We start from the raw sequence: 20,304 nt of genomic DNA, 5'->3' as shown, positions 1-20,304 counted from the left end.
GAACCTCCCTTCGTGATTGCTCTACGGTTCTTAATTGGAACCGTAGTACAATCCCGTTATTTTTTACGACGACGTACGATAAATTTGTCTGATTTGTTGTTCTTCTTGCGAGTCTTGTAACCAAGTGTTGGTTTGCCCCAAGGAGTCATTGGAGACTTACGTCCGATTGGCGCACGTCCTTCACCACCACCGTGTGGGTGATCGTTAGGGTTCATTACAGATCCACGTACAGTTGGGCGCTTGCCTAACCAGCGTGAACGACCTGCTTTACCAATATTAATAAGCTCGTGCTGCTCGTTTCCGACTTGACCAACAGTCGCACGGCACTCAGCAAGAATCATGCGAACTTCACCAGAGTTTAAACGAACTAATACGTACTTGCCTTCTTTACCAAGAACTTGTGCAGAAGTACCAGCAGAACGTACTAATTGTCCGCCTTTACCAGGTTTTAATTCGATGTTGTGGATTACTGTACCCACTGGAATGTTAGCTAGTGGAAGTGCATTACCCACTTTGATATCTGCTTCAGGACCAGACATTACTTCCATGCCCACCTGTAAGTTCTTAGGTGCAAGGATGTAACGCTTTTCTCCATCTACATAGTTAATTAGTGCAATATTTGCAGAGCGGTTTGGATCATACTCGATTGTGGCAACGCGTCCTGGAATGCCATCTTTGGTACGTTTAAAATCGATGATACGATATTGACGTTTATGACCGCCGCCTTGATGACGAACTGTCAACTTACCTTGGTTGTTACGGCCGCCTTTTCTCTTTAAAGGAGCAAGTAAAGACTTTTCTGGTTGGTTAGTCGTGATTTCTGCGAAATCAGAAACCGTCATGCCGCGACGACCATTAGAGGTAGGTTTATACTTTTTAATCGCCATTTCGTTTCCCTCCTCTTCTAGTTATAGTGAATTAAGCTTCAAATAGCTCGATTTCTTGGCTTTCAGCTGTTAATTTAACGATCGCTTTACGGCGTTTGTTAGTGTATCCGCCGAATTTGCCCATACGCTTGAACTTACCTTTGTAGTTCATGATGTTAACTTTCTCAACTTTAACGCCAAAGATTTGCTCTACAGCGTCTTTAACTTGAGTCTTGTTAGCTCGTACGTCAACTTCGAACGTATATTTTTTATCAGCCATAATGTCAGTAGAACGTTCAGTGATTACGGGGCGCTTAATGATATCGCGTGCATCCATTATGCAAGCACCTCCTCTACTTTTTCAACCGCTGCTTTCGTCATGATAAGCTTATCATGGTTTAAAACATCTAAAACAGTGATTCCAGAAGCAGACACAACTGTTACACCAGGGATGTTACGAGCAGATAGTGCTACGTTCTCATCTAGGTCAGCAGTTACGATAAGTGCTTTTGAATCAACAGAAAGACCAGATAATACACCTTTAAAGTCTTTAGTTTTAGGAGCTTCGAAAGCAAGGCCTTCTAATACTAGGATGTTTTCTTCTAAAACTTTAGAAGATAACGCAGATTTGATTGCCAGACGGCGAACCTTTTTAGGCAGTTTGTAGCTGTAGCTGCGTGGTACAGGACCAAATACAGTACCGCCTCCGCGCCATTGTGGTGAACGGATAGAACCTTGACGTGCACGGCCTGTGCCTTTTTGGCGCCATGGCTTACGTCCTCCGCCCGCTACTTCAGAACGAATTTTAGTTTTATGAGTCCCTTGACGTAATGAAGCTCTTTGCATAACAACAGCTTCGAAAAGTACGTGCTGGTTGGGCTCGATACCAAAGATCGCATCATTAAGTTCGATATCACCAACTTTAGATCCGCTTTGGTTAAACAATGCTACTTTCGGCATTCTGTTTTCCTCCTTTCCGGTTTAATTATTATGCTTTTACCGCACTTTTGATTTTTACTAATGCTTTTCTGGCACCAGGTACATTACCTTTGATCAAAAGAAGGTTGCGTTCAACATCAACTTTAACGATTTCAAGGTTTTGTACAGTCACTTGCTCTCCGCCCATGCGACCAGGTAATAATTTACCTTTGAATACACGGTTTGGAGCTACAGGACCCATTGAACCAGGGCGACGGTGGTAACGAGAACCGTGAGCCATAGGCCCGCGAGATTGTCCGTGGCGCTTGATGGCACCCTGGAAACCTTTACCTTTTGAAATTCCTGTTACATCAACAGTATCGCCTTCTGCGAAAATATCAACTTTGACTTCTTGACCAACTTCATATTGTCCTAAATCAGCTCCGCGGAATTCGCGTACGAAGCGCTTAGGAGCAGTGTTTGCTTTAGCAACATGCCCTTTTTCAGGTTTGTTGGACAACTTGTCGCGCTTGTCTTCAAATCCAATCTGGATTGCTTCATATCCATCAGTTTCAACTGATTTCTTTTGAAGAACAACGTTAGCAGCTGCCTCAACTACTGTTACCGGGATAAGATCACCGTTTTCAGCAAATACTTGAGTCATACCAATCTTTCTTCCTAAGATTCCTTTGGTCATTTCAGTCACACCTCCTAAGTTTCTTATGATTATTTATTGATTAAAGTTTGATTTCGATATCTACACCAGACGGTAAGTCTAAACGCATTAGAGAATCAACCGTTTGTGGTGTTGGGTTAACGATGTCGATTAGACGTTTGTGCGTACGCATTTCGAACTGTTCACGAGAGTCTTTGTACTTGTGAACCGCACGTAGGATTGTGTAAATAGACTTTTCAGTTGGTAATGGAATCGGACCAGAAACAGCCGCACCAGAACGTTTTGCAGTCTCAACAATCTTTTCTGCTGATTGATCAAGAATTCTGTGATCATACGCTTTTAAACGAATACGAATTTTTTGTTTTGCCATTATTTTCCCTCCTTTTCGCCTATTTTAATATAGACATTCTCCGTGAAAATTTCCCACACACTCGCCATGGCAAAGCGGCCGGGTGTGTCAGCAACCTTTCACATCATCGCAGTCAAAGACCAACATTGTCTATTATACAGAAACAATAAATGAAATGCAACATGTATATGTTATTTCTTTTTGTTCCGCACACTTTTACTATTATAACTGCTGTGTATTTAGTTTTCAATAGTATAGGAAGAAGTCTAACTATTTGCACTGTAAGTAATTGAATAGAAAAATATAGTGGTGATAATATATAGAAGAAAAGCGGTTTTATTCGCGAGTTTTAAAGGAGGAAGGATCTCTTTCCGTGAATTGCAACCAGGACGGCAAGAAAGATTATTGAAATTGAAACGAACTCTTTTATTCCATTCATCTTTTTACATATAAAAAAACAGATGGGTCGTCACCCATCTGTTTTTATTAGTTGAGATTACTCTGTGATTGTAGCAACTACGCCAGCGCCAACAGTACGTCCACCCTCACGGATAGAGAACTTAGTACCTTCTTCGATAGCGATTGGAGCGATTAGTTCTACAGTCATTTCGATGTTATCTCCAGGCATAACCATTTCTACGCCTTCAGGAAGATTACAGATACCAGTTACATCAGTTGTACGGAAGTAGAACTGAGGACGGTAGTTAGTGAAGAATGGAGTATGACGTCCACCTTCTTCTTTTGAAAGAACGTATACTTCAGCTTTGAACTTAGTGTGTGGAGTGATTGAACCTGGCTTAGCAAGTACTTGTCCACGTTGGATATCTTCACGTGCAACACCACGAAGAAGGGCACCAATGTTGTCTCCAGCTTCAGCATAGTCAAGAAGCTTACGGAACATTTCTACACCAGTTACAGTAGTTGATTTTGGCTCTTCAGCAAGACCGATGATTTCGATAACGTCACCGACTTTAACTTGTCCACGCTCAACACGTCCTGTAGCAACAGTACCACGGCCAGTGATTGAGAATACATCCTCAACAGGCATCATGAATGGCTTGTCAGTGTCACGAGTTGGAGTTGGGATGTACTCGTCAACAGCTGCCATAAGTTCTTCGATTTTAGCTTCCCACTCAGCTTCTCCTTCAAGAGCTTTAAGAGCAGAACCTTTGATTACAGGAATGTCATCACCAGGGAATTCGTACTCAGAAAGAAGGTCACGAACTTCCATTTCAACTAATTCAAGTAGTTCTTCATCGTCAACCATGTCACACTTGTTCATGAATACAACAAGGAAAGGAACACCAACCTGACGAGAAAGAAGGATGTGCTCACGAGTTTGTGGCATTGGGCCGTCAGCAGCAGAAACAACTAGGATTCCGCCGTCCATTTGCGCAGCACCAGTGATCATGTTTTTAACATAGTCAGCGTGACCTGGGCAGTCAACGTGTGCATAGTGACGGTTTTCAGTTTCGTACTCAACGTGTGCAGTTGAGATTGTGATTCCACGCTCGCGCTCTTCTGGAGCCGCGTCGATTTGATCGTATCCGCGTGCCTCACCGCCGCCCTTTTTAGAAAGAACAGTTGTGATAGCTGCAGTTAAAGTAGTTTTACCATGGTCAACGTGTCCGATAGTACCGATGTTAACATGGGGTTTTGAACGGTCAAATTTAGCTTTTGCCATTTGAAAAATCCTCCTTCAGATAATAAAAGTTAAGTATTTGATGCTGTGGAGAGGTTTCCCTTTCCACAGCGCTTATAGCCTACAATAGTAGTTATACTTTATTGAAAAGGTAAAATCAATTATTCACCTTTATTTTTTTTGATGATTTCTTCAGAAATTGATTTTGGTACTTCTTCATAGTGGTCGAAGTGCATTGAGAATGTACCGCGTCCCTGCGTGTTAGAACGCAATGAAGTTGCATATCCAAACATTTCTGATAGTGGAACCATCGCACGAACTACTTGTGCGTTACCGCGAGCTTCCATACCTTCAACGCGTCCACGGCGTGAAGTTACATCACCCATGATGTCTCCCATGTATTCTTCAGGGATTACAACTTCAACCTTCATAACCGGCTCAAGAATTACAGGGTTACATTTAGACGCAGCGTTTTTAAGTGCCATAGATGCAGCAATCTTAAACGCCATTTCAGAGGAGTCAACATCATGGTAAGAACCGTCAAATAAACGGGCTTTGATGTCAACCATCGGGAATCCGGCAAGTACTCCTCTTTCCAGCGAATCTTCAAGACCCGCTTGAACAGCTGGGATGTATTCACGAGGAACGACACCACCAACGATTCCGTTTTCGAATTCGAAGCCTTTACCTTCTTCATTAGGACTGAATTCGATCCAAACGTGACCGAATTGTCCGCGTCCACCGGATTGACGTGCGAATTTACCTTCAACCTGAGCTGAACCACGGAAAGTTTCACGGTATGCAACCTGAGGAGCACCTACGTTAGCTTCCACTTTAAATTCACGTCTCATACGGTCAACAAGGATATCAAGGTGAAGCTCACCCATACCCGCGATGATAACCTGTCCAGTTTCCTGGTCAGTATGAGCGCGGAATGTAGGATCTTCTTCTTGAAGTTTTTGAAGAGCAGTTGTCATCTTATCTTGGTCAGCCTTTGATTTAGGCTCGATAGATAATGAGATAACCGGCTCTGGGAATTCCATAGACTCAAGAATAACAAGACTCTTTTCATCACATAGAGTATCCCCTGTAGTAGTGTCTTTAAGACCTACAGCAGCTGCGATATCTCCAGCGTGTACTACTGAGATCTCTTCACGGGAATTCGCATGCATTTGCAGGATACGTCCTACACGCTCACGCTTTCCTTTAGTAGAGTTCTGCACATATGAACCGGAGTTTAATGTACCGGAATACACACGGAAGAATGTAAGTTTACCAACGTAAGGGTCGGTCATAACTTTAAATGCAAGTGCTGAGAATGGTGCATCATCGCTTGATGGACGAGTAACCTCTTCTTCTGTATCCGGTAGTGTACCTTTAATAGAAGGTACATCAAGAGGAGATGGAAGGTAGTCGATTACTGCATCAAGCATTTTTTGAACACCTTTGTTTTTGAACGCAGAACCACAGATAACTGGGTAGAATTCAACGTTTACTGTACCTTTACGAATAGCAGCTTTTAGCTCTTCGTTAGTGATTTCTTCACCGCCAAGGTATTTCTCCATTAATTCTTCATCAAGCTCAGCTACCGCTTCAATTAGCTTTTCACGGTATTCTTCTGCTTGATCCATGTATTCAGCTGGAATTTCACGGTCTTCGATATCAGTACCCAAGTCGTTTCCGTAGAATGTAGCTTTCATTTCAATTAAGTCGATGATGCCTTCGAATTGATCTTCAGCACCAATCGGTAATTGAATTGCAGCTGCATTCGCTTGAAGACGATCATGAAGAGTCTTCAATGAGTACAAGAAGTCTGCACCGATTTTATCCATTTTGTTTACGAATACCACACGTGGTACCCCGTAAGTAGTAGCCTGACGCCAAACTGTTTCAGTTTGCGGCTCAACACCTGACTGTGCGTCAAGTACAGCTACCGCACCATCAAGAACACGAAGTGAACGTTCAACTTCAACTGTGAAGTCTACGTGTCCAGGAGTGTCAATGATGTTAACTCGGTGGCCTTTCCACTGAGCAGTTGTCGCAGCAGAAGTGATTGTGATACCACGCTCTTGCTCCTGCTCCATCCAGTCCATCTGTGAAGCACCTTCGTGTGTTTCACCGATTTTGTGGATACGGCCCGTGTAGTAAAGTACACGCTCAGTAGTTGTTGTTTTACCGGCATCGATGTGAGCCATGATACCGATATTACGAGTATTTTCTAAGGAGAACTCTCTAGCCATTGGGTCTTTCTCCTTCCTAGTATGAGTGTTATTTTAATTAAGCAGTATATCTTACCAGCGGTAGTGAGCAAACGCTTTGTTTGCTTCTGCCATTTTGTGTGTATCTTCACGTTTCTTAACAGATGCACCAGTGTTGTTAGCTGCATCAAGGATTTCGTTAGCTAAACGCTCTTCCATAGTCTTTTCACCGCGAAGACGCGCATAGTTTACTAACCAGCGAAGACCAAGAGTAGTACGGCGGTCAGGACGCACCTCAACTGGCACCTGATAGTTTGCACCACCTACACGGCGTGCTCTAACTTCAAGTACAGGCATGATGTTTTTAAGCGCCTGATCGAAAACTTCCATTGGTTCTTTGCCAGTGCGCTCGCTGATAATATCGAACGCAGAGTAAAGAATTGCTTGTGATTTACCTCTCTTACCATCAGTCATCATTTTGTTGATCAGACGGCTAACTAGCTTTGAATTGTAAATCGGATCCGGCAATACGTCTCTTTTTGCTACAGGACCTTTACGTGGCATGGATTGTTCCTCCTTTCAAAGATGGTTGTCTATTAATTAGAATTATTTTTTAGCTGCTTTTGGACGCTTAGCACCGTATTTAGAACGGCCTTGCATACGGTTGTTAACACCAGCAGTATCTAAAGCGCCGCGCACGATGTGGTAACGCACACCCGGTAAGTCTTTTACACGTCCTCCACGGATAAGAACAACACTGTGCTCTTGAAGGTTGTGCCCGATACCAGGGATGTAAGCATTAACCTCGATACCATTTGTTAAACGAACACGAGCATATTTACGTAATGCAGAGTTCGGTTTCTTTGGAGTCATTGTACCAACACGAGTACAAACACCACGCTTTTGAGGTGAAGCTACATTTGTTTGAGCTTTCTTGAAGCTGTTGTAGCCTTTGTTAAGAGCAGGTGAGTTTGACTTCTCAGACTTAGTTTGACGAGGCTTGCGCACTAATTGATTAATAGTAGGCATTTGATTTTTCCTCCCTTCGAATTTGTTTAAGCCCACACATCCAGGTGGTTCATTTTGTTGCAAAAACAAAGTTCTTGCAGATACCAATCTACAAAAACAGTTTTTAAATAGATATGGCAACAGCTGCTGCCCCAACTTCGATTCCACATGCCTTTCCGAGTTTTTTCATCGAATCGACATACACAATCGGAACGTTCATCTCTTTCGCTGTACTAACCACTTTTGCTGTAACCCTAGGATCAGCATCACTGGCGACTACGACTTCATCGATTGTTCCCAGTTTAAGAGCTTTGACTGTTTGCTTTGTTCCTACAATAATACTTTTTGCCTGCAATACTTTATCATAAGACATTTACGACATCCTCCAAAGTATCCGGTGAATAGGAGCACCTTTGCTATAGTAACACCTTCATATTTCAATGTCAACAAGCAAAATGATTTTTATTTCTTTTATTCACTATAAAATGCGGTACTTGCTATCAAATAAGCAAGCACCGCAATGATTACTTTATTCTACAGTAACAGTATCTTCAGCAGCTTCCTCATTTGTATAAGGCTCTGCTCTTCTGTATCTCTGCATACCTGTTCCGGCAGGGACAAGCTTACCAATAATTACATTCTCTTTCAGGCCAAGAAGCTCATCGCGCTTGCCTTTGATCGCTGCATCGGTAAGAACTCTTGTTGTCTCCTGGAAGGAGGCTGCTGATAAGAATGAATCTGTTTCAAGAGATGCTTTTGTAATACCCAGCAGAACCGGACGTCCTGTAGCAGGCATTTTACCAGCAAGAAGGGCTTTTTCATTGGCATCTGTAAATTGATGGATATCAAGCAGTGTACCTGGAAGCACATCTGTCTCTGCCGCATCGATTACACGCACTTTGCGAAGCATCTGGCGGACCATTACCTCGATGTGCTTATCGCCGATTTCAACACCCTGCATGCGGTATACCTTCTGAACTTCACGCAGCAAGTATTCCTGAACAGCTGTTACATCTTTAACTTTAATTAACTCTTTAGGGTCAATAGAACCTTCAGTCAGTTCCTGTCCACGTACTACTTGGTCGTTTACAGCTACTTTTAAGCGGGCTGTATACGGTGCAGTATAGGTCTTGGACTCAACTTCACCCTGAACAACAATCTCCTGCTGGCGGTCACGGCCTTCGTTGAGGCCGACTACTACACCATCGATCTCTGAAATAACCGCCTGACCTTTAGGGTTACGGGCTTCGAAAATTTCCTGGATACGCGGTAAACCTTGAGTGATATCGTCTCCTGCTACCCCGCCGGTATGGAAGGTACGCATCGTTAACTGTGTACCTGGTTCACCGATGGATTGGGCAGCGATAATACCTACTGCTTCACCAACTTCAACCTCTTGGCCGGTAGCTAAGTTGCGTCCGTAGCACTTCTTACAAACACCATGGCGGGTGTTACAAGTGAATGCTGAACGGATCCATACCTTTTCAATGCCGGCTGAAACAATTTCGACTGCAATATCTTCAGTGATCAATCCATTTTCAGGCACGATCACTTCATTTGTCTCAGGATGCTTGATATTTCTTCTTGCATAACGGCCAATCAGACGCTCTTCAAGCGCTTCAATGACTTCAGTGCCATCCTTAAGGGATGCGATAAGCAAGCCGCGGTCAGTTCCGCAATCGTCGTCGCGAACGATGACATCCTGCGCAACATCAACAAGACGGCGAGTAAGGTAACCTGAGTCAGCTGTTTTAAGAGCCGTATCGGCAAGACCTTTACGGGCACCGTGTGTGGAAATAAAGTACTCGAGTACTGTTAAGCCTTCACGGAAACTCGATTTGATCGGTAATTCAATGATACGTCCAGCCGGGTTGGCCATCAGTCCGCGCATTCCGGCTAACTGAGTAAAGTTGGACGCGTTACCACGGGCACCGGAGTCACTCATCATGAAGATCGGGTTGGATTTATCCAATGACTTCATTAATTTTGCCTGGATATTATCTTTCGCTGCACTCCAGATTGAAATAACACGATCATAACGCTCGTCTTCAGTAATAAGACCGCGTCTGAACTGTTTCAATACATTATCAACCTTGCTCTGTGCTTCCTGGATAATTTCCTGCTTCTCCCTTAATACTACGATATCAGCAACACCGACTGTGATACCGGCTTTTGTGGAGTGCCTGAATCCAAGGTTCTTCATGCGGTCAAGCATTTTAGACGTTTCCGTAATTTTGAAGCGTTTAAAGACTTCCGCAATGATGTTTCCAAGGATCTTTTTCTTAAACGGATCTACCAGAGGCATTTCCTTGATAACGGCAGCTACATCAGTAGCAGGCTCTACAAAGTATTTCACAGGAGTTTCAATCTCAAGGTTTTCTTTTGTAGGCTCGTTAATGTAAGGGAATGTTTCAGGCAGAATTTCGTTGAAAATAAGCTTACCAACCGTAGTTAATAAAAGCTTTTTATTTTGTTCTTCAGTGAAAGTCTGATTATTTAAGGATCCAGCATGGACAGCTACTCTTGTATGCAAGTGCACATATCCATTTTGATAAGCAAGCAGAGCTTCGCTTGTATCTTTAAAAATCATACCTTCGCCAACGGCACCGGCTCTTTCTAGTGTCAGGTAATAGTTACCTAGTACCATATCCTGAGAAGGAGTAACAACTGGCTTACCGTCTTTCGGATTCAGGATGTTCTGTGCTGCCAGCATCAGCAAGCGGGCTTCCGCCTGTGCTTCAGCTGAAAGCGGCACGTGAACAGCCATTTGGTCACCGTCAAAGTCTGCGTTGTAAGCAGTACATACAAGCGGGTGAAGACGAATAGCGCGTCCTTCCACCAATGTCGGTTCGAATGCCTGAATGCCGAGTCTGTGAAGAGTTGGAGCACGGTTAAGCAATACAGGGTGCTCTTTAATAACACTTTCAAGAACATCCCAAACTTCCGGCTGTACTCTTTCAATTTTGCGTTTTGCAGATTTGATGTTGTGAGCTAAGCCCTTCTCCACCAATTCCTTCATAACGAATGGCTTGAATAATTCCAATGCCATTTCTTTTGGAAGTCCGCACTGGTACATTTTTAAGTTTGGTCCTACGACGATAACCGAACGTCCGGAATAGTCAACACGCTTACCAAGCAAGTTCTGGCGGAAGCGTCCTTGTTTCCCTTTAAGCATATGCGATAGGGATTTCAACGGGCGGTTTCCTGGTCCAGTTACCGGTCTTCCGCGGCGGCCGTTATCAATTAGCGCATCTACAGCTTCCTGAAGCATGCGTTTTTCGTTCTGAACGATAATGCTTGGAGCACCAAGGTCCAATAAACGCTTCAAACGGTTGTTGCGGTTGATTACACGGCGGTATAGATCATTCAGGTCGGAAGTGGCAAAGCGTCCGCCATCCAGCTGTACCATCGGACGAAGCTCCGGAGGAATAACCGGAAGAACGTCGAGAATCATCCAGGACGGTTCATTTCCAGAACCACGGAAAGCTTCAAGTACTTCCAAGCGCTTGATTGCACGAGTGCGTCGCTGGCCCTGGGCAGTTTTCAGTTCCTCTTTAAGGGTATCTACTTCTTTGTTGAGATCTATGTCAGAAAGAAGCTTCTTAATGGATTCAGCACCCATGGATGCCTGGAACTTGTTTCCGTATTTTTCACGGTATGCACGGTACTCTTTTTCAGAAAGCAGCTGCTTCTTTTCAAGAGCCGTATCGCCAGGATCCGTTACAACATAAGAAGCGAAGTAAATAACTTCCTCAAGTGCACGCGGGGACATGTCCAGCACAAGACCCATACGGCTTGGGATGCCCTTGAAATACCAAATGTGGGATACAGGGGCTGCAAGTTCAATATGGCCCATTCTTTCACGGCGGACTTTCGCACGTGTTACTTCAACGCCGCATCGGTCACAGACCACGCCTTTGTATCGAACACGCTTATACTTTCCACAGTGACATTCCCAGTCTTTCGTCGGTCCGAAAATGCGCTCGCAGAATAGACCGTCTTTTTCTGGTTTTAATGTACGATAGTTGATCGTTTCAGGCTTCTTAACTTCACCATGTGACCAAGAACGTATCTTATCCGGTGAAGCAAGACCTATTTTCATATACTCGAAATTGTTTACATCTAGCAAGGGGCCTACCTCCCTTTTGATCTCCGGGTTTTACCCTTATTGCTCAAACAGCAGCAAAGTGCCAATAATATCCCCAGCGGCATCCGCCATGTAAGGCGGAGCGCCAAGGGATGAAGGAATTTATATGAAATTATTCTTTCGTAACTGCTTGCTCTTCGTTTTGCGTTTCCGGAGCGATTGTCAATGATTCAGCCTGCTGAACTTCATCTTCATCTTCCATGTCGCGCATTTCAATTTCTTCTTCATCGCCGGATAGGATCTTAACATCCATACCTAAACTTTGAAGCTCTTTGATCAGTACCTTGAATGATTCCGGTACACCTGGTTCAGGAACATTCTCGCCTTTGACGATTGATTCATAAGTCTTAACACGTCCAACCACGTCATCGGACTTAACTGTTAAGATTTCCTGAAGTGTATAGGCAGCACCATATGCTTCAAGTGCCCATACCTCCATCTCACCGAAACGCTGTCCGCCAAACTGAGCTTTACCGCCCAATGGCTGCTGCGTAACAAGAGAGTAAGGACCTGTTGAACGGGCATGAAGCTTATCGTCAACCATGTGTGCCAGTTTGATCATATACATGACACCGACAGATACACGGTTGTCGAACGGCTCGCCTGAACGTCCATCATAAAGGACAGTCTTCGCATCACGCGCCATGCCTGCTTCTTCGATCGTTGACCATACATCTTCCTCACGTGCACCATCGAATACAGGAGATGCAACATGGATGCCAAGTGCTCTGGCAGCCATACCAAGGTGAAGCTCAAGCACCTGTCCGATGTTCATACGCGATGGAACCCCAAGTGGGTTTAACATGATGTCTACTGGAGTGCCATCCGGCAGGTAAGGCATATCTTCTTCCGGTAAAATACGGGAGATAACACCTTTGTTACCGTGGCGTCCGGCCATCTTGTCACCTTCAGAGATTTTACGCTTCTGAACGATATATACACGTACAAGCTGGTTAACACCTGGAGGAAGTTCGTCTCCGTCCTCTCTGTTAAACACTTTAACATCCAGTACAATACCGCCTCCGCCATGTGGCACACGAAGGGATGTATCACGGACTTCACGTGCTTTTTCACCAAAGATTGCGTGCAATAGCCTTTCTTCAGCTGTCAGTTCCGTTACCCCTTTAGGAGTTACTTTACCAACTAGAAGATCGCCATCTTTTACTTCTGCACCTGTACGGATAATTCCGCGTTCGTCCAGGTTGCGCAGTGCATCTTCCCCAACATTAGGGATATCTCTTGTGATCTCTTCAGGTCCAAGCTTTGTATCGCGTGATTCTGATTCATATTCTTCAATATGGATGGATGTATAAACATCATCTTTTACAAGGCGCTCACTCATGATGATCGCATCCTCGTAGTTATAGCCATCCCAAGTCATGAACGCTACAAGAACGTTGCGTCCAAGAGCTAATTCACCAAGTTCCATGGAAGGACCGTCAGCAAGGATTTCTCCTTTTGTTACACGGTTGCCAACAGCGACGATAGGACGCTGGTTGTAGCAGGTTCCCTGGTTGGATCGGATGAATTTAAGCATTCTGTATTTATCAAGATCGCCTTTAACTTCCTGGCCATCTACATTTTGAATACGGCGAACCCAAACTTCGCGGGCTTCTACATGCTCAACAATTCCTTCATGCTTACAGATGACTGCAGCACCTGAGTCTTTACCTGATACATATTCCATACCAGTTCCGACTCTTGGGGCCTCCGGCTGCATCAATGGCACAGCCTGACGCTGCATGTTCGCTCCCATCAGGGCACGGTTGGAGTCATCGTTTTCAAGGAACGGGATACATGCTGTCGCAGCAGATACTACCTGTTTCGGCGATACATCCATGTAGTCAACACGGTCGCGTTTGACAACTGTGTTCTCACCTTTGAAACGGGCAACTACTTCTTCGTCCAGGAATGAACCATCGTCACCAAGAAGTGCATTTGCCTGTGCCACTACATAGTTATCCTCTTCATCGGCTGTCAGATAGTCGATACGGGATGTAACTTTTCCGGTCTCAGGGTCGATTCGGCGATATGGTGTTTCGATAAAGCCGAAGCGGTTTACCTTCGCAAATGAAGATAAGGAGTTAATCAGACCGATGTTTGGTCCCTCCGGCGTTTCAATCGGACACATACGGCCATAGTGAGAGTAGTGAACGTCACGGACTTCGAAGCCGGCACGTTCACGCGTCAGACCGCCCGGTCCTAACGCAGAAAGACGGCGTTTATGTGTAAGTTCAGCAAGCGGATTTGTCTGGTCCATGAACTGGGACAACTGAGAGCTTCCAAAGAACTCTTTAATTGACGCAATAACAGGACGGATATTAATCAGCTGCTGAGGTGTAATCGTATTTGTATCCTGGATGGACATTCTTTCGCGGACCACACGCTCCATACGGGATAAACCGATGCGGAACTGGTTCTGCAATAGTTCTCCGACTGAACGAAGACGTCTGTTTCCAAGATGGTCAATATCATCTGTATCTCCTACAGAATGCAGAAGGTTAAAGAAATAGCTGATAGATGCAATGATGTCAGAAGGTGAAATGTTTTTCACTGCTTCTTCCACATAGGCATTGCCGATCACATTGATGACCTTTTCGCCATCTTCATTAGGCGCGTAAATCTTAATAGACTGTAGCAACACTTCATCATCTACTACTCCGCCTAACAGGCTTACCGTTTTGAAGCCGATATCCTTCTCAAGGTTAGGAAGAATGCGGTCTAATGTACGGCGGTCAAGTGTAACGCCTTTTTCCGCAATGATTTCGCCAGTTTCAGGATCCACAAGCGTTTCAGCCAGTTTTTGGCCAAACAGACGATTTTTAATATGAAGCTTCTTATTGATCTTATAGCGTCCAACGTTCGCAAGGTCATAACGCTTTGGATCAAAGAATCTTGAGACAAGCAAGCTTTTTGCATTTTCGACCGTTGGCGGCTCGCCAGGACGAAGACGCTCATAGATTTCAAGAAGCGCTTTTTCAGTGCTTTCAGTATTGTCTTTCTCAAGCGTATTGCGAATGTACTCGTTGTCTCCAACCAAATCGATGATCTCTTGATCAGAGCCGAACCCAAGTGCACGCAAAAGAACCGTAACGGGCAGTTTCCGAGTACGATCTATTCTGACGTATACGACGTCTTTGGCATCTGTTTCATACTCAAGCCATGCGCCGCGGTTCGGGATTACGGTTGCTGTATAGCCTTTTTTCCCGTTTTTATCAAGCTTTCCACTGAAGTATACGCTCGGAGAACGCACTAACTGGGATACAATGACACGTTCCGCTCCATTAATAACGAACGTACCTGTCTCTGTCATAAGCGGGAAGTCACCCATAAAGACATCCTGGTCTTTAACTTCGCCTGTTTCTTTGTTTACAAGACGCACTTTCACACGTAAAGGTGCAGAATATGTAACATCTCGTTCTTTCGATTCCTCAACGGAATATTTTGGTTCGCCAAGGCTGTAATCAATAAATTCAAGCGACAAATTACCAGTAAAGTCTTCAATCGGAGAAATATCATGGAACATTTCTCGTAAACCCTCATCAAGAAACCATTGATAAGAAGAGGTTTGGATTTCGATTAGATTTGGTAATTCTAAAACTTCACTGATTCGTGCGTAACTTCTACGTTGGCGGTGTCGTCCATACTGAACTAGTTGACCTGTCAACTGATTCACCCCTCAAATCAAGCGTTATTGTTGCTAATAGCAATTTATATCATCCTATAAGAAAAGCAATGAGCGCCTGCCTATCGGTTCAGGTATTAGCAGCTGGACCGATGGCGCACGAAGCCAGCCAGTAAAACTGGCCCAGAAGCAGGCTTATCCCCCAAAAAAGGACAGGGACATAAAGCCAAGCCTCCATTCTTACAAGACAAAAAGAAAAAGGGTTTTCACTTCAAAAACCACATTTTCACAATACGACTATTATTTTGTTAGCTTTCCCATTAAAACCAAATTTATACAACTATTAGATAAATTTAGTTATAAATAGAAATATAATATGTTGGCATTTTACAATACTATCATAGCAAAAAAGTCAAGTCAATCTTTTTTTGCTCTTAATATAAAATAGCCTTTTTTCTTTTCTGCTGTCTCCACTTCACCGAATAACTCTGTCAGTTTATCGATCGCAGATGGTGCACCCTGCTTTTTCTGGATGACAACCCATAGCTCTCCGCCCGATATCAGAGCCTCAAAGCTTTGTTCAAAAATATCATGCACTATCTTTTTCCCGGCGCGGATTGGCGGGTTTGTCAGGATAGCCGCAAACTTATTGCCTTTCGTACTTTCAAGGCGGTCACTTTCATAGATTTGGACATTTTTTATGCCGTTCAATTCTGCATTTTCCTTCGCCAGGCCAAGCGCCCTCTCATTTACATCAACCATATGAACAGTCCGTTCCGGCATAAGCTTTGCAGCAGTCAGCCCGATAGGTCCATATCCGCAGCCGACATCGAGGATATTCCCATCCGCTTCCGGCAGTTCAAATGTCTCGATTAATAATTTAGACCCAAAATCCACTTCACCCTTTGAAAAAACACCGTTGTCTGTTTTAAAGCGGAAAGGGAATTCCTTTAGTGTATAGTTCCAGGTTTTAGGGCTGCTATCAACTTGCTGTGTTTTGGAATAGTAGTGTTCAGACATGAAATCACCTCCAGGAGTATATATAAGAAGATAAAAGGAGAATCACAAATTATGTGGTTTCGAAGGAATTATATAGGATTGCCCATTAAAAAGCAAAAAGTTATAACAAAACCGTAACTGCTGAAGCCAGACGCAGACAAGTTCATCCACAGTTATAAACATTTCGCTATTTTTTATAATTTCCCAAAACAAAAAGCCCGCTTAAGCAGCGGACTTTTCATAAAGGCTATTACTTAACTTCAACGCCAGCTCCAACTTCTTCAAGCTTAGCTTTAACTTCTTCAGCTTCTTCTTTAGAAACGCCTTCTTTAAGAGCTTTTGGAGTGTTGTCAACAAGTTCTTTCGCTTCTTTAAGTCCAAGACCTGTGATTTCACGTACCACTTTGATAACTTTGATTTTTTGGTCGCCTGCAGAAGCAAGAACAACGTCAAATTCAGTTTGCTCTTCAGCAGCGCCACCAGCAGCAGCTCCGCCCATCATTGCTACAGGAGCAGCAGCAGTTACACCAAATTCTTCTTCAATAGCTTTTACTAAGTCGTTTAGTTCTAAAACAGTCATAGATTTAACTGCTTCAATGATTTGTTCTTTAGTCATGATTATGTTTCCTCCTTATTTTTGGTTTGAATCTATTAGTTTAACGCTAAAATTAACTTACGCGCCTTGTTCTTCTTTTTGATCTGCAACAGCTTTTGCAGCAAGAGCAAGATTGCGGATAGGTGCTTGAAGTACGCTGAGTAGCATAGAAAGCAAGCCTTCGCGTGATGGTAGTTCAGCAAGAGCTTTGACATCTTCTACTGAAGCGATATTTCCTTCGATTACACCTGCTTTAATTTCAAGTGCTTCATGCTTTTTCGCGAAATCATTAAGGATTTTCGCTGGAGCAACTACATCTTCTGTGCTGAACGCGATTGCGTTAGGTCCAGTTAAAGACTCGTTTAAACCGGAAAGTTCAGCAGCTTCAGCAGCACGGCGAGTCATTGAATTCTTGTATACTTTGAATTCCACGCCAGCTTCACGAAGCTGTTTACGAAGTTCAGTAACTTCAGCAACAGTAAGACCACGGTAGTCAACAACAACTGTTGATAAACTTGATTTAAGCTTATCAGCAATTTCGTCTACGATTTGTTTCTTTTGTTCGATAATGCTGCTCATCCTTACACCTCCTGTAGAATTTTCTACATTCATACCGTTCAATAAAAAACCTCCACGACTTTGCAGACATGGAGGAAGTATACAATAGCAAGAAAAAGCAATTCTATCGTAATACCTCGGCAGGAAATTAAGCAATTAAGCACCTGCTGTCTACGGCACAAATGTTATTATATTTTAACAACAAAATACATATTACAGCATGTATTTCAGAATGTCAATTGGTATTATTTAACTGCAACAGATGATGGATCTACTTTTACGCCAGGTCCCATTGTAGAAGTAACAGAAACGTTCTTCATGTAAGTTCCTTTAGCAGCAGCAGGCTTCACTTTCATCATTGTGTCGAAAATCGTGTTGAAGTTTTCAACAAGCTTTTCGTCTTCGAAAGATACTTTACCGATTGGCACGTGGATGTTACCAGCTTTGTCAACACGGTATTCAACTTTACCTGCTTTGATTTCGTTAACTGCTTTTTGAACGTCAAAAGTAACTGTGCCAGTCTTAGGGTTTGGCATTAAGCCTTTAGGTCCTAATACGCGGCCAAGTTTACCAACTTCACCCATCATGTCAGGTGTAGCAACGATTACATCAAAGTCGAACCAGCCTTGGCTGATTTTGTTGATGTATTCAGAATCGCCTACGAAATCTGCTCCAGCAGCTTCTGCTTCTTTCGCTTTTTCGCCTTTAGCGAATACTAGAACTCGCTGAGTTTTACCAGTTCCGTTTGGAAGAACAACCGCTCCACGGATTTGCTGGTCAGCTTTCTTAGGGTCAACTCCAAGGCGGAATGCTACCTCAACAGTTGCATCAAATTTTGCAAAATTAGTTTTCTTCGTAAGTTCAATTGCTTCAGCAATCGGGTAAGCTTTTGAAGAATCAACAAGCTTCACAGCTTCTGCGTACTTCTTACCTTTTTTAGCCATTTTTATTTCCTCCTTGATTGTGGTTTTAGCGGAATAACCTCCCACGTTTAAAAGCGGAGGCGCCTGGGTCAGCCCCGACAAGCATAAGACGAGCCTCCCGGAAAGGTGTTCTTTACCTTTCCGGGAGGATTGGCTTATGACCTCGAGGGGCTAGGCGCCGCAGCTAGACAGTAAAAGCGGAGGCGCCCATTAAGGCGCCCGCTCTTGACAGAACAAAGGTTGCGAGTGAAACCAAATTCACCGTCGCAACCTCATCCCTAAATCTGCTTCATACATGGATTAGTCTTCGATAACGATACCCATGCTGCGTGCAGTACCTTCAACCATACGCATTGCAGCTTCTACGCTTGCAGCGTTTAGATCAGGCATCTTTGTTTCAGCAATCTCGCGTACCTTGTCACGCTTGACTGTTGCTACTTTATTACGGTTTGGTTCACCAGAACCAGACTCGATTCCAGCCGCTTTCTTAAGAAGAACTGCAGCAGGAGGAGTTTTCGTAATAAATGTAAATGAACGGTCTTCAAAAACCGTGATTTCAACAGGAATGATTAAGCCAGCTTGTTCAGCTGTGCGAGCGTTAAATTCCTTACAGAATCCCATGATGTTAACACCTGCTTGACCTAGTGCCGGTCCTACCGGTGGTGCAGGGTTCGCTTTACCTGCAGGGATTTGCAGCTTTACAAGTTTGATTACTTTTTTAGCCACGAGACACACCTCCTTAAAGTCCGTGATGTGGTAATAGGGAAAGTTCCCTCCCACTCAACTTATAGTCTTTATATTAAGATAAAGAACTTTTAACTACTGTCCAGTCTCTTTGTCCGAGACATACTGACCTTTGAAATATTATCACTTTTCAAAGCCAATTTCAAGTTTTTTTACAAAGATATATAAAAGTACTTTCACAGATGACTGATTCTTACAGTTTTTCAATCTGTGAAAAATCAAGTTCAACCGGAGTGTCACGGCCAAACATGTTCACAAGCACTTTAATCTTTGCCTTATCTTTATCAATATCTTCAATCGAGCCTGTGAAGTTCGCAAACGGACCTTCGTTCACCTTAACAGTTTCGCCGATCTCAAAGTTGATATCAAAGCGGGCTTCTTCAACACCCATATGCTTAAGAATATGAGTAACTTCCTCAGGCAATAGCGGAGTCGGCTTTGAGCCTGAACCTGCCGAACCTACGAAGCCGGTTACACCCGGAGTATTTCTTACTACATACCAGGAATCATCTGTCATCACGATTTCTACCAGTACATAACCAGGGAAGACTTTGCGCTTCACTACTTTTTTCTTGCCGTTCTTCAATTCTGTTTCTTCCTCTTCCGGGACTACCACCCGAAAGATCTTATCTTGCATACCCATTGATTCAACACGTTTCTCCAGATTGGCTTTCACTTTATTTTCGTAGCCGGAGTACGTATGAACAACATACCAATTCTTTTCCATTCACGAGGACTTGTTCGTCCTTCCCTCCCTGTATTCCAATTTATTATTTTTCTCCAAATTAAAAAACCCGTTTCCGGGCTTTGCAAATGTTTCCTGTGTTATTCTCCATTATACCATGGAAACTCAGGGGTTATTCAAGAATTATACGAATCAATTCAGAAATTCCCAGGTCAATCACTGCAAAAAACAGAGCGAAGAACGTAACTGTAGCAAGAACGGTAACAGTATAGCTTGTCAGCTCTTTGCGTTTAGGCCAGCTGACCTTTCTCATTTCCCGGCCAACTTCACGGAAAAAATTCACGATGCGCTGCATTTCGTAACCCCCAACT

General features: G+C 43.6%; 19 protein-coding genes and 1 other annotated feature. All 19 genes read right to left on the bottom strand.

The window, feature by feature from the left end; all coding sequences use genetic code 11:
- Positions 1 to 56: 56 nt before the first annotated feature.
- Positions 57 to 887 carry a 50S ribosomal protein L2 gene (gene rplB / locus NAF01_RS00715; protein ID WP_035332294.1) on the bottom strand — a complete coding sequence of 277 codons (831 nt, stop codon included), beginning with the start codon at positions 885 to 887 and terminating at the stop codon, positions 57 to 59.
- Between the two features lie 31 nt (positions 888 to 918).
- A complete protein-coding gene (gene rplW / locus NAF01_RS00710) occupies positions 919 to 1,203 on the bottom strand; it encodes a 50S ribosomal protein L23 (RefSeq protein WP_035332296.1) in 285 nt (94 codons plus the stop codon).
- Positions 1,203 to 1,826: a 50S ribosomal protein L4 gene (gene rplD / locus NAF01_RS00705; RefSeq protein ID WP_048011517.1), complete on the bottom strand. Its 624-nt coding sequence runs from the start codon at positions 1,824 to 1,826 to the stop codon at positions 1,203 to 1,205. Before rplD ends, rplW begins: the two co-directional genes overlap by 1 nt.
- 28 nt (positions 1,827 to 1,854) lie before the next feature.
- The gene (rplC, locus tag NAF01_RS00700) at positions 1,855 to 2,481 is read right to left on the bottom strand and encodes a 50S ribosomal protein L3 (protein ID WP_035332300.1); all 627 of its coding nucleotides are present in this window, start codon (positions 2,479 to 2,481) and stop codon (positions 1,855 to 1,857) included.
- Positions 2,482 to 2,521: 40 nt separating this feature from the next.
- Positions 2,522 to 2,830: a 30S ribosomal protein S10 gene (gene rpsJ / locus NAF01_RS00695; protein WP_009336571.1), complete on the bottom strand. Its 309-nt coding sequence runs from the start codon at positions 2,828 to 2,830 to the stop codon at positions 2,522 to 2,524.
- 475 nt (positions 2,831 to 3,305) lie between these two features.
- A complete protein-coding gene (tuf, locus tag NAF01_RS00690) occupies positions 3,306 to 4,493 on the bottom strand; it encodes an elongation factor Tu (protein ID WP_076262039.1) in 1,188 nt (395 codons plus the stop codon).
- A gap of 119 nt (positions 4,494 to 4,612) precedes the next feature.
- Complete coding sequence (fusA, locus tag NAF01_RS00685) at positions 4,613 to 6,691, bottom strand: elongation factor G (RefSeq protein WP_048011519.1); 2,079 nt, start codon at positions 6,689 to 6,691, stop codon at positions 4,613 to 4,615.
- A 51-nt stretch (positions 6,692 to 6,742) separates the two neighbouring features.
- Positions 6,743 to 7,213 (bottom strand): 30S ribosomal protein S7, encoded by a 471-nt coding sequence (gene rpsG, locus NAF01_RS00680; protein ID WP_048011520.1) that lies wholly within the window; start codon positions 7,211 to 7,213, stop codon positions 6,743 to 6,745.
- Positions 7,214 to 7,255: 42 nt separating this feature from the next.
- Entirely contained in the window at positions 7,256 to 7,678 is a 423-nt protein-coding gene (gene rpsL / locus NAF01_RS00675; RefSeq protein ID WP_009336562.1) for a 30S ribosomal protein S12, read from the bottom strand.
- Positions 7,679 to 7,781: 103 nt separating this feature from the next.
- Positions 7,782 to 8,030, bottom strand: coding sequence for a 50S ribosomal protein L7ae-like protein (locus NAF01_RS00670; RefSeq protein ID WP_048011521.1), 249 nt, complete (start codon positions 8,028 to 8,030; stop codon positions 7,782 to 7,784).
- Positions 8,031 to 8,186: 156 nt separating this feature from the next.
- Entirely contained in the window at positions 8,187 to 11,786 is a 3,600-nt protein-coding gene (gene rpoC / locus NAF01_RS00665) for a DNA-directed RNA polymerase subunit beta' (protein ID WP_163144787.1), read from the bottom strand.
- A 130-nt stretch (positions 11,787 to 11,916) separates the two neighbouring features.
- The gene (gene rpoB / locus NAF01_RS00660; RefSeq protein ID WP_048011523.1) at positions 11,917 to 15,471 is read right to left on the bottom strand and encodes a DNA-directed RNA polymerase subunit beta; all 3,555 of its coding nucleotides are present in this window, start codon (positions 15,469 to 15,471) and stop codon (positions 11,917 to 11,919) included.
- Positions 15,472 to 15,846: 375 nt separating this feature from the next.
- A complete protein-coding gene (locus NAF01_RS00655) occupies positions 15,847 to 16,449 on the bottom strand; it encodes a class I SAM-dependent methyltransferase (protein WP_227889102.1) in 603 nt (200 codons plus the stop codon).
- A 229-nt stretch (positions 16,450 to 16,678) separates the two neighbouring features.
- The gene (gene rplL, locus NAF01_RS00650) at positions 16,679 to 17,044 is read right to left on the bottom strand and encodes a 50S ribosomal protein L7/L12 (protein WP_048011525.1); all 366 of its coding nucleotides are present in this window, start codon (positions 17,042 to 17,044) and stop codon (positions 16,679 to 16,681) included.
- A 57-nt stretch (positions 17,045 to 17,101) separates the two neighbouring features.
- On the bottom strand, positions 17,102 to 17,602 hold the full coding sequence (gene rplJ, locus NAF01_RS00645; protein WP_048011526.1) for a 50S ribosomal protein L10: 501 nt from the start codon (positions 17,600 to 17,602) through the stop codon (positions 17,102 to 17,104).
- A gap of 34 nt (positions 17,603 to 17,636) precedes the next feature.
- Positions 17,637 to 17,776, bottom strand: a sequence feature (ribosomal protein L10 leader region).
- Positions 17,777 to 17,826: 50 nt separating this feature from the next.
- Positions 17,827 to 18,570, bottom strand: coding sequence for a 50S ribosomal protein L1 (gene rplA / locus NAF01_RS00640; protein ID WP_319003814.1), 744 nt, complete (start codon positions 18,568 to 18,570; stop codon positions 17,827 to 17,829).
- Between the two features lie 234 nt (positions 18,571 to 18,804).
- Complete coding sequence (gene rplK, locus NAF01_RS00635; RefSeq protein ID WP_009336545.1) at positions 18,805 to 19,230, bottom strand: 50S ribosomal protein L11; 426 nt, start codon at positions 19,228 to 19,230, stop codon at positions 18,805 to 18,807.
- A gap of 211 nt (positions 19,231 to 19,441) precedes the next feature.
- Positions 19,442 to 19,975: a transcription termination/antitermination protein NusG gene (gene nusG, locus NAF01_RS00630; protein ID WP_048011527.1), complete on the bottom strand. Its 534-nt coding sequence runs from the start codon at positions 19,973 to 19,975 to the stop codon at positions 19,442 to 19,444.
- A 130-nt stretch (positions 19,976 to 20,105) separates the two neighbouring features.
- Positions 20,106 to 20,288: a preprotein translocase subunit SecE gene (secE, locus tag NAF01_RS00625; protein WP_048011528.1), complete on the bottom strand. Its 183-nt coding sequence runs from the start codon at positions 20,286 to 20,288 to the stop codon at positions 20,106 to 20,108.
- Positions 20,289 to 20,304: the final 16 nt, after the last annotated feature.

It is taken from the genome of Cytobacillus firmus (assembly GCF_023657595.1).
GTDB classification, from domain to species: domain Bacteria; phylum Bacillota; class Bacilli; order Bacillales; family Cytobacillaceae; genus Cytobacillus; species Cytobacillus firmus_B.
The sequence above is the reverse complement of the archived record's forward strand: the minus strand, read 5'-3'. Positions and strand labels throughout refer to the sequence as shown.

Coding starts and splice junctions, on each gene's coding strand:
- rplB (WP_035332294.1), bottom strand. CDS start 887: ATGGCGATTAAAAAGTATAAACCTACCTCTAATGGTCGTCGCGGCATG.
- rplW (WP_035332296.1), bottom strand. CDS start 1,203: ATGGATGCACGCGATATCATTAAGCGCCCCGTAATCACTGAACGTTCT.
- rplD (WP_048011517.1), bottom strand. CDS start 1,826: ATGCCGAAAGTAGCATTGTTTAACCAAAGCGGATCTAAAGTTGGTGAT.
- rplC (WP_035332300.1), bottom strand. CDS start 2,481: ATGACCAAAGGAATCTTAGGAAGAAAGATTGGTATGACTCAAGTATTT.
- rpsJ (WP_009336571.1), bottom strand. CDS start 2,830: ATGGCAAAACAAAAAATTCGTATTCGTTTAAAAGCGTATGATCACAGA.
- tuf (WP_076262039.1), bottom strand. CDS start 4,493: ATGGCAAAAGCTAAATTTGACCGTTCAAAACCCCATGTTAACATCGGT.
- fusA (WP_048011519.1), bottom strand. CDS start 6,691: ATGGCTAGAGAGTTCTCCTTAGAAAATACTCGTAATATCGGTATCATG.
- rpsG (WP_048011520.1), bottom strand. CDS start 7,213: ATGCCACGTAAAGGTCCTGTAGCAAAAAGAGACGTATTGCCGGATCCG.
- rpsL (WP_009336562.1), bottom strand. CDS start 7,678: ATGCCTACTATTAATCAATTAGTGCGCAAGCCTCGTCAAACTAAGTCT.
- NAF01_RS00670 (WP_048011521.1), bottom strand. CDS start 8,030: ATGTCTTATGATAAAGTATTGCAGGCAAAAAGTATTATTGTAGGAACA.
- NAF01_RS00655 (WP_227889102.1), bottom strand. CDS start 16,449: ATGTCTGAACACTACTATTCCAAAACACAGCAAGTTGATAGCAGCCCT.
- rplL (WP_048011525.1), bottom strand. CDS start 17,044: ATGACTAAAGAACAAATCATTGAAGCAGTTAAATCTATGACTGTTTTA.
- rplJ (WP_048011526.1), bottom strand. CDS start 17,602: ATGAGCAGCATTATCGAACAAAAGAAACAAATCGTAGACGAAATTGCT.
- nusG (WP_048011527.1), bottom strand. CDS start 19,975: ATGGAAAAGAATTGGTATGTTGTTCATACGTACTCCGGCTACGAAAAT.
- secE (WP_048011528.1), bottom strand. CDS start 20,288: ATGCAGCGCATCGTGAATTTTTTCCGTGAAGTTGGCCGGGAAATGAGA.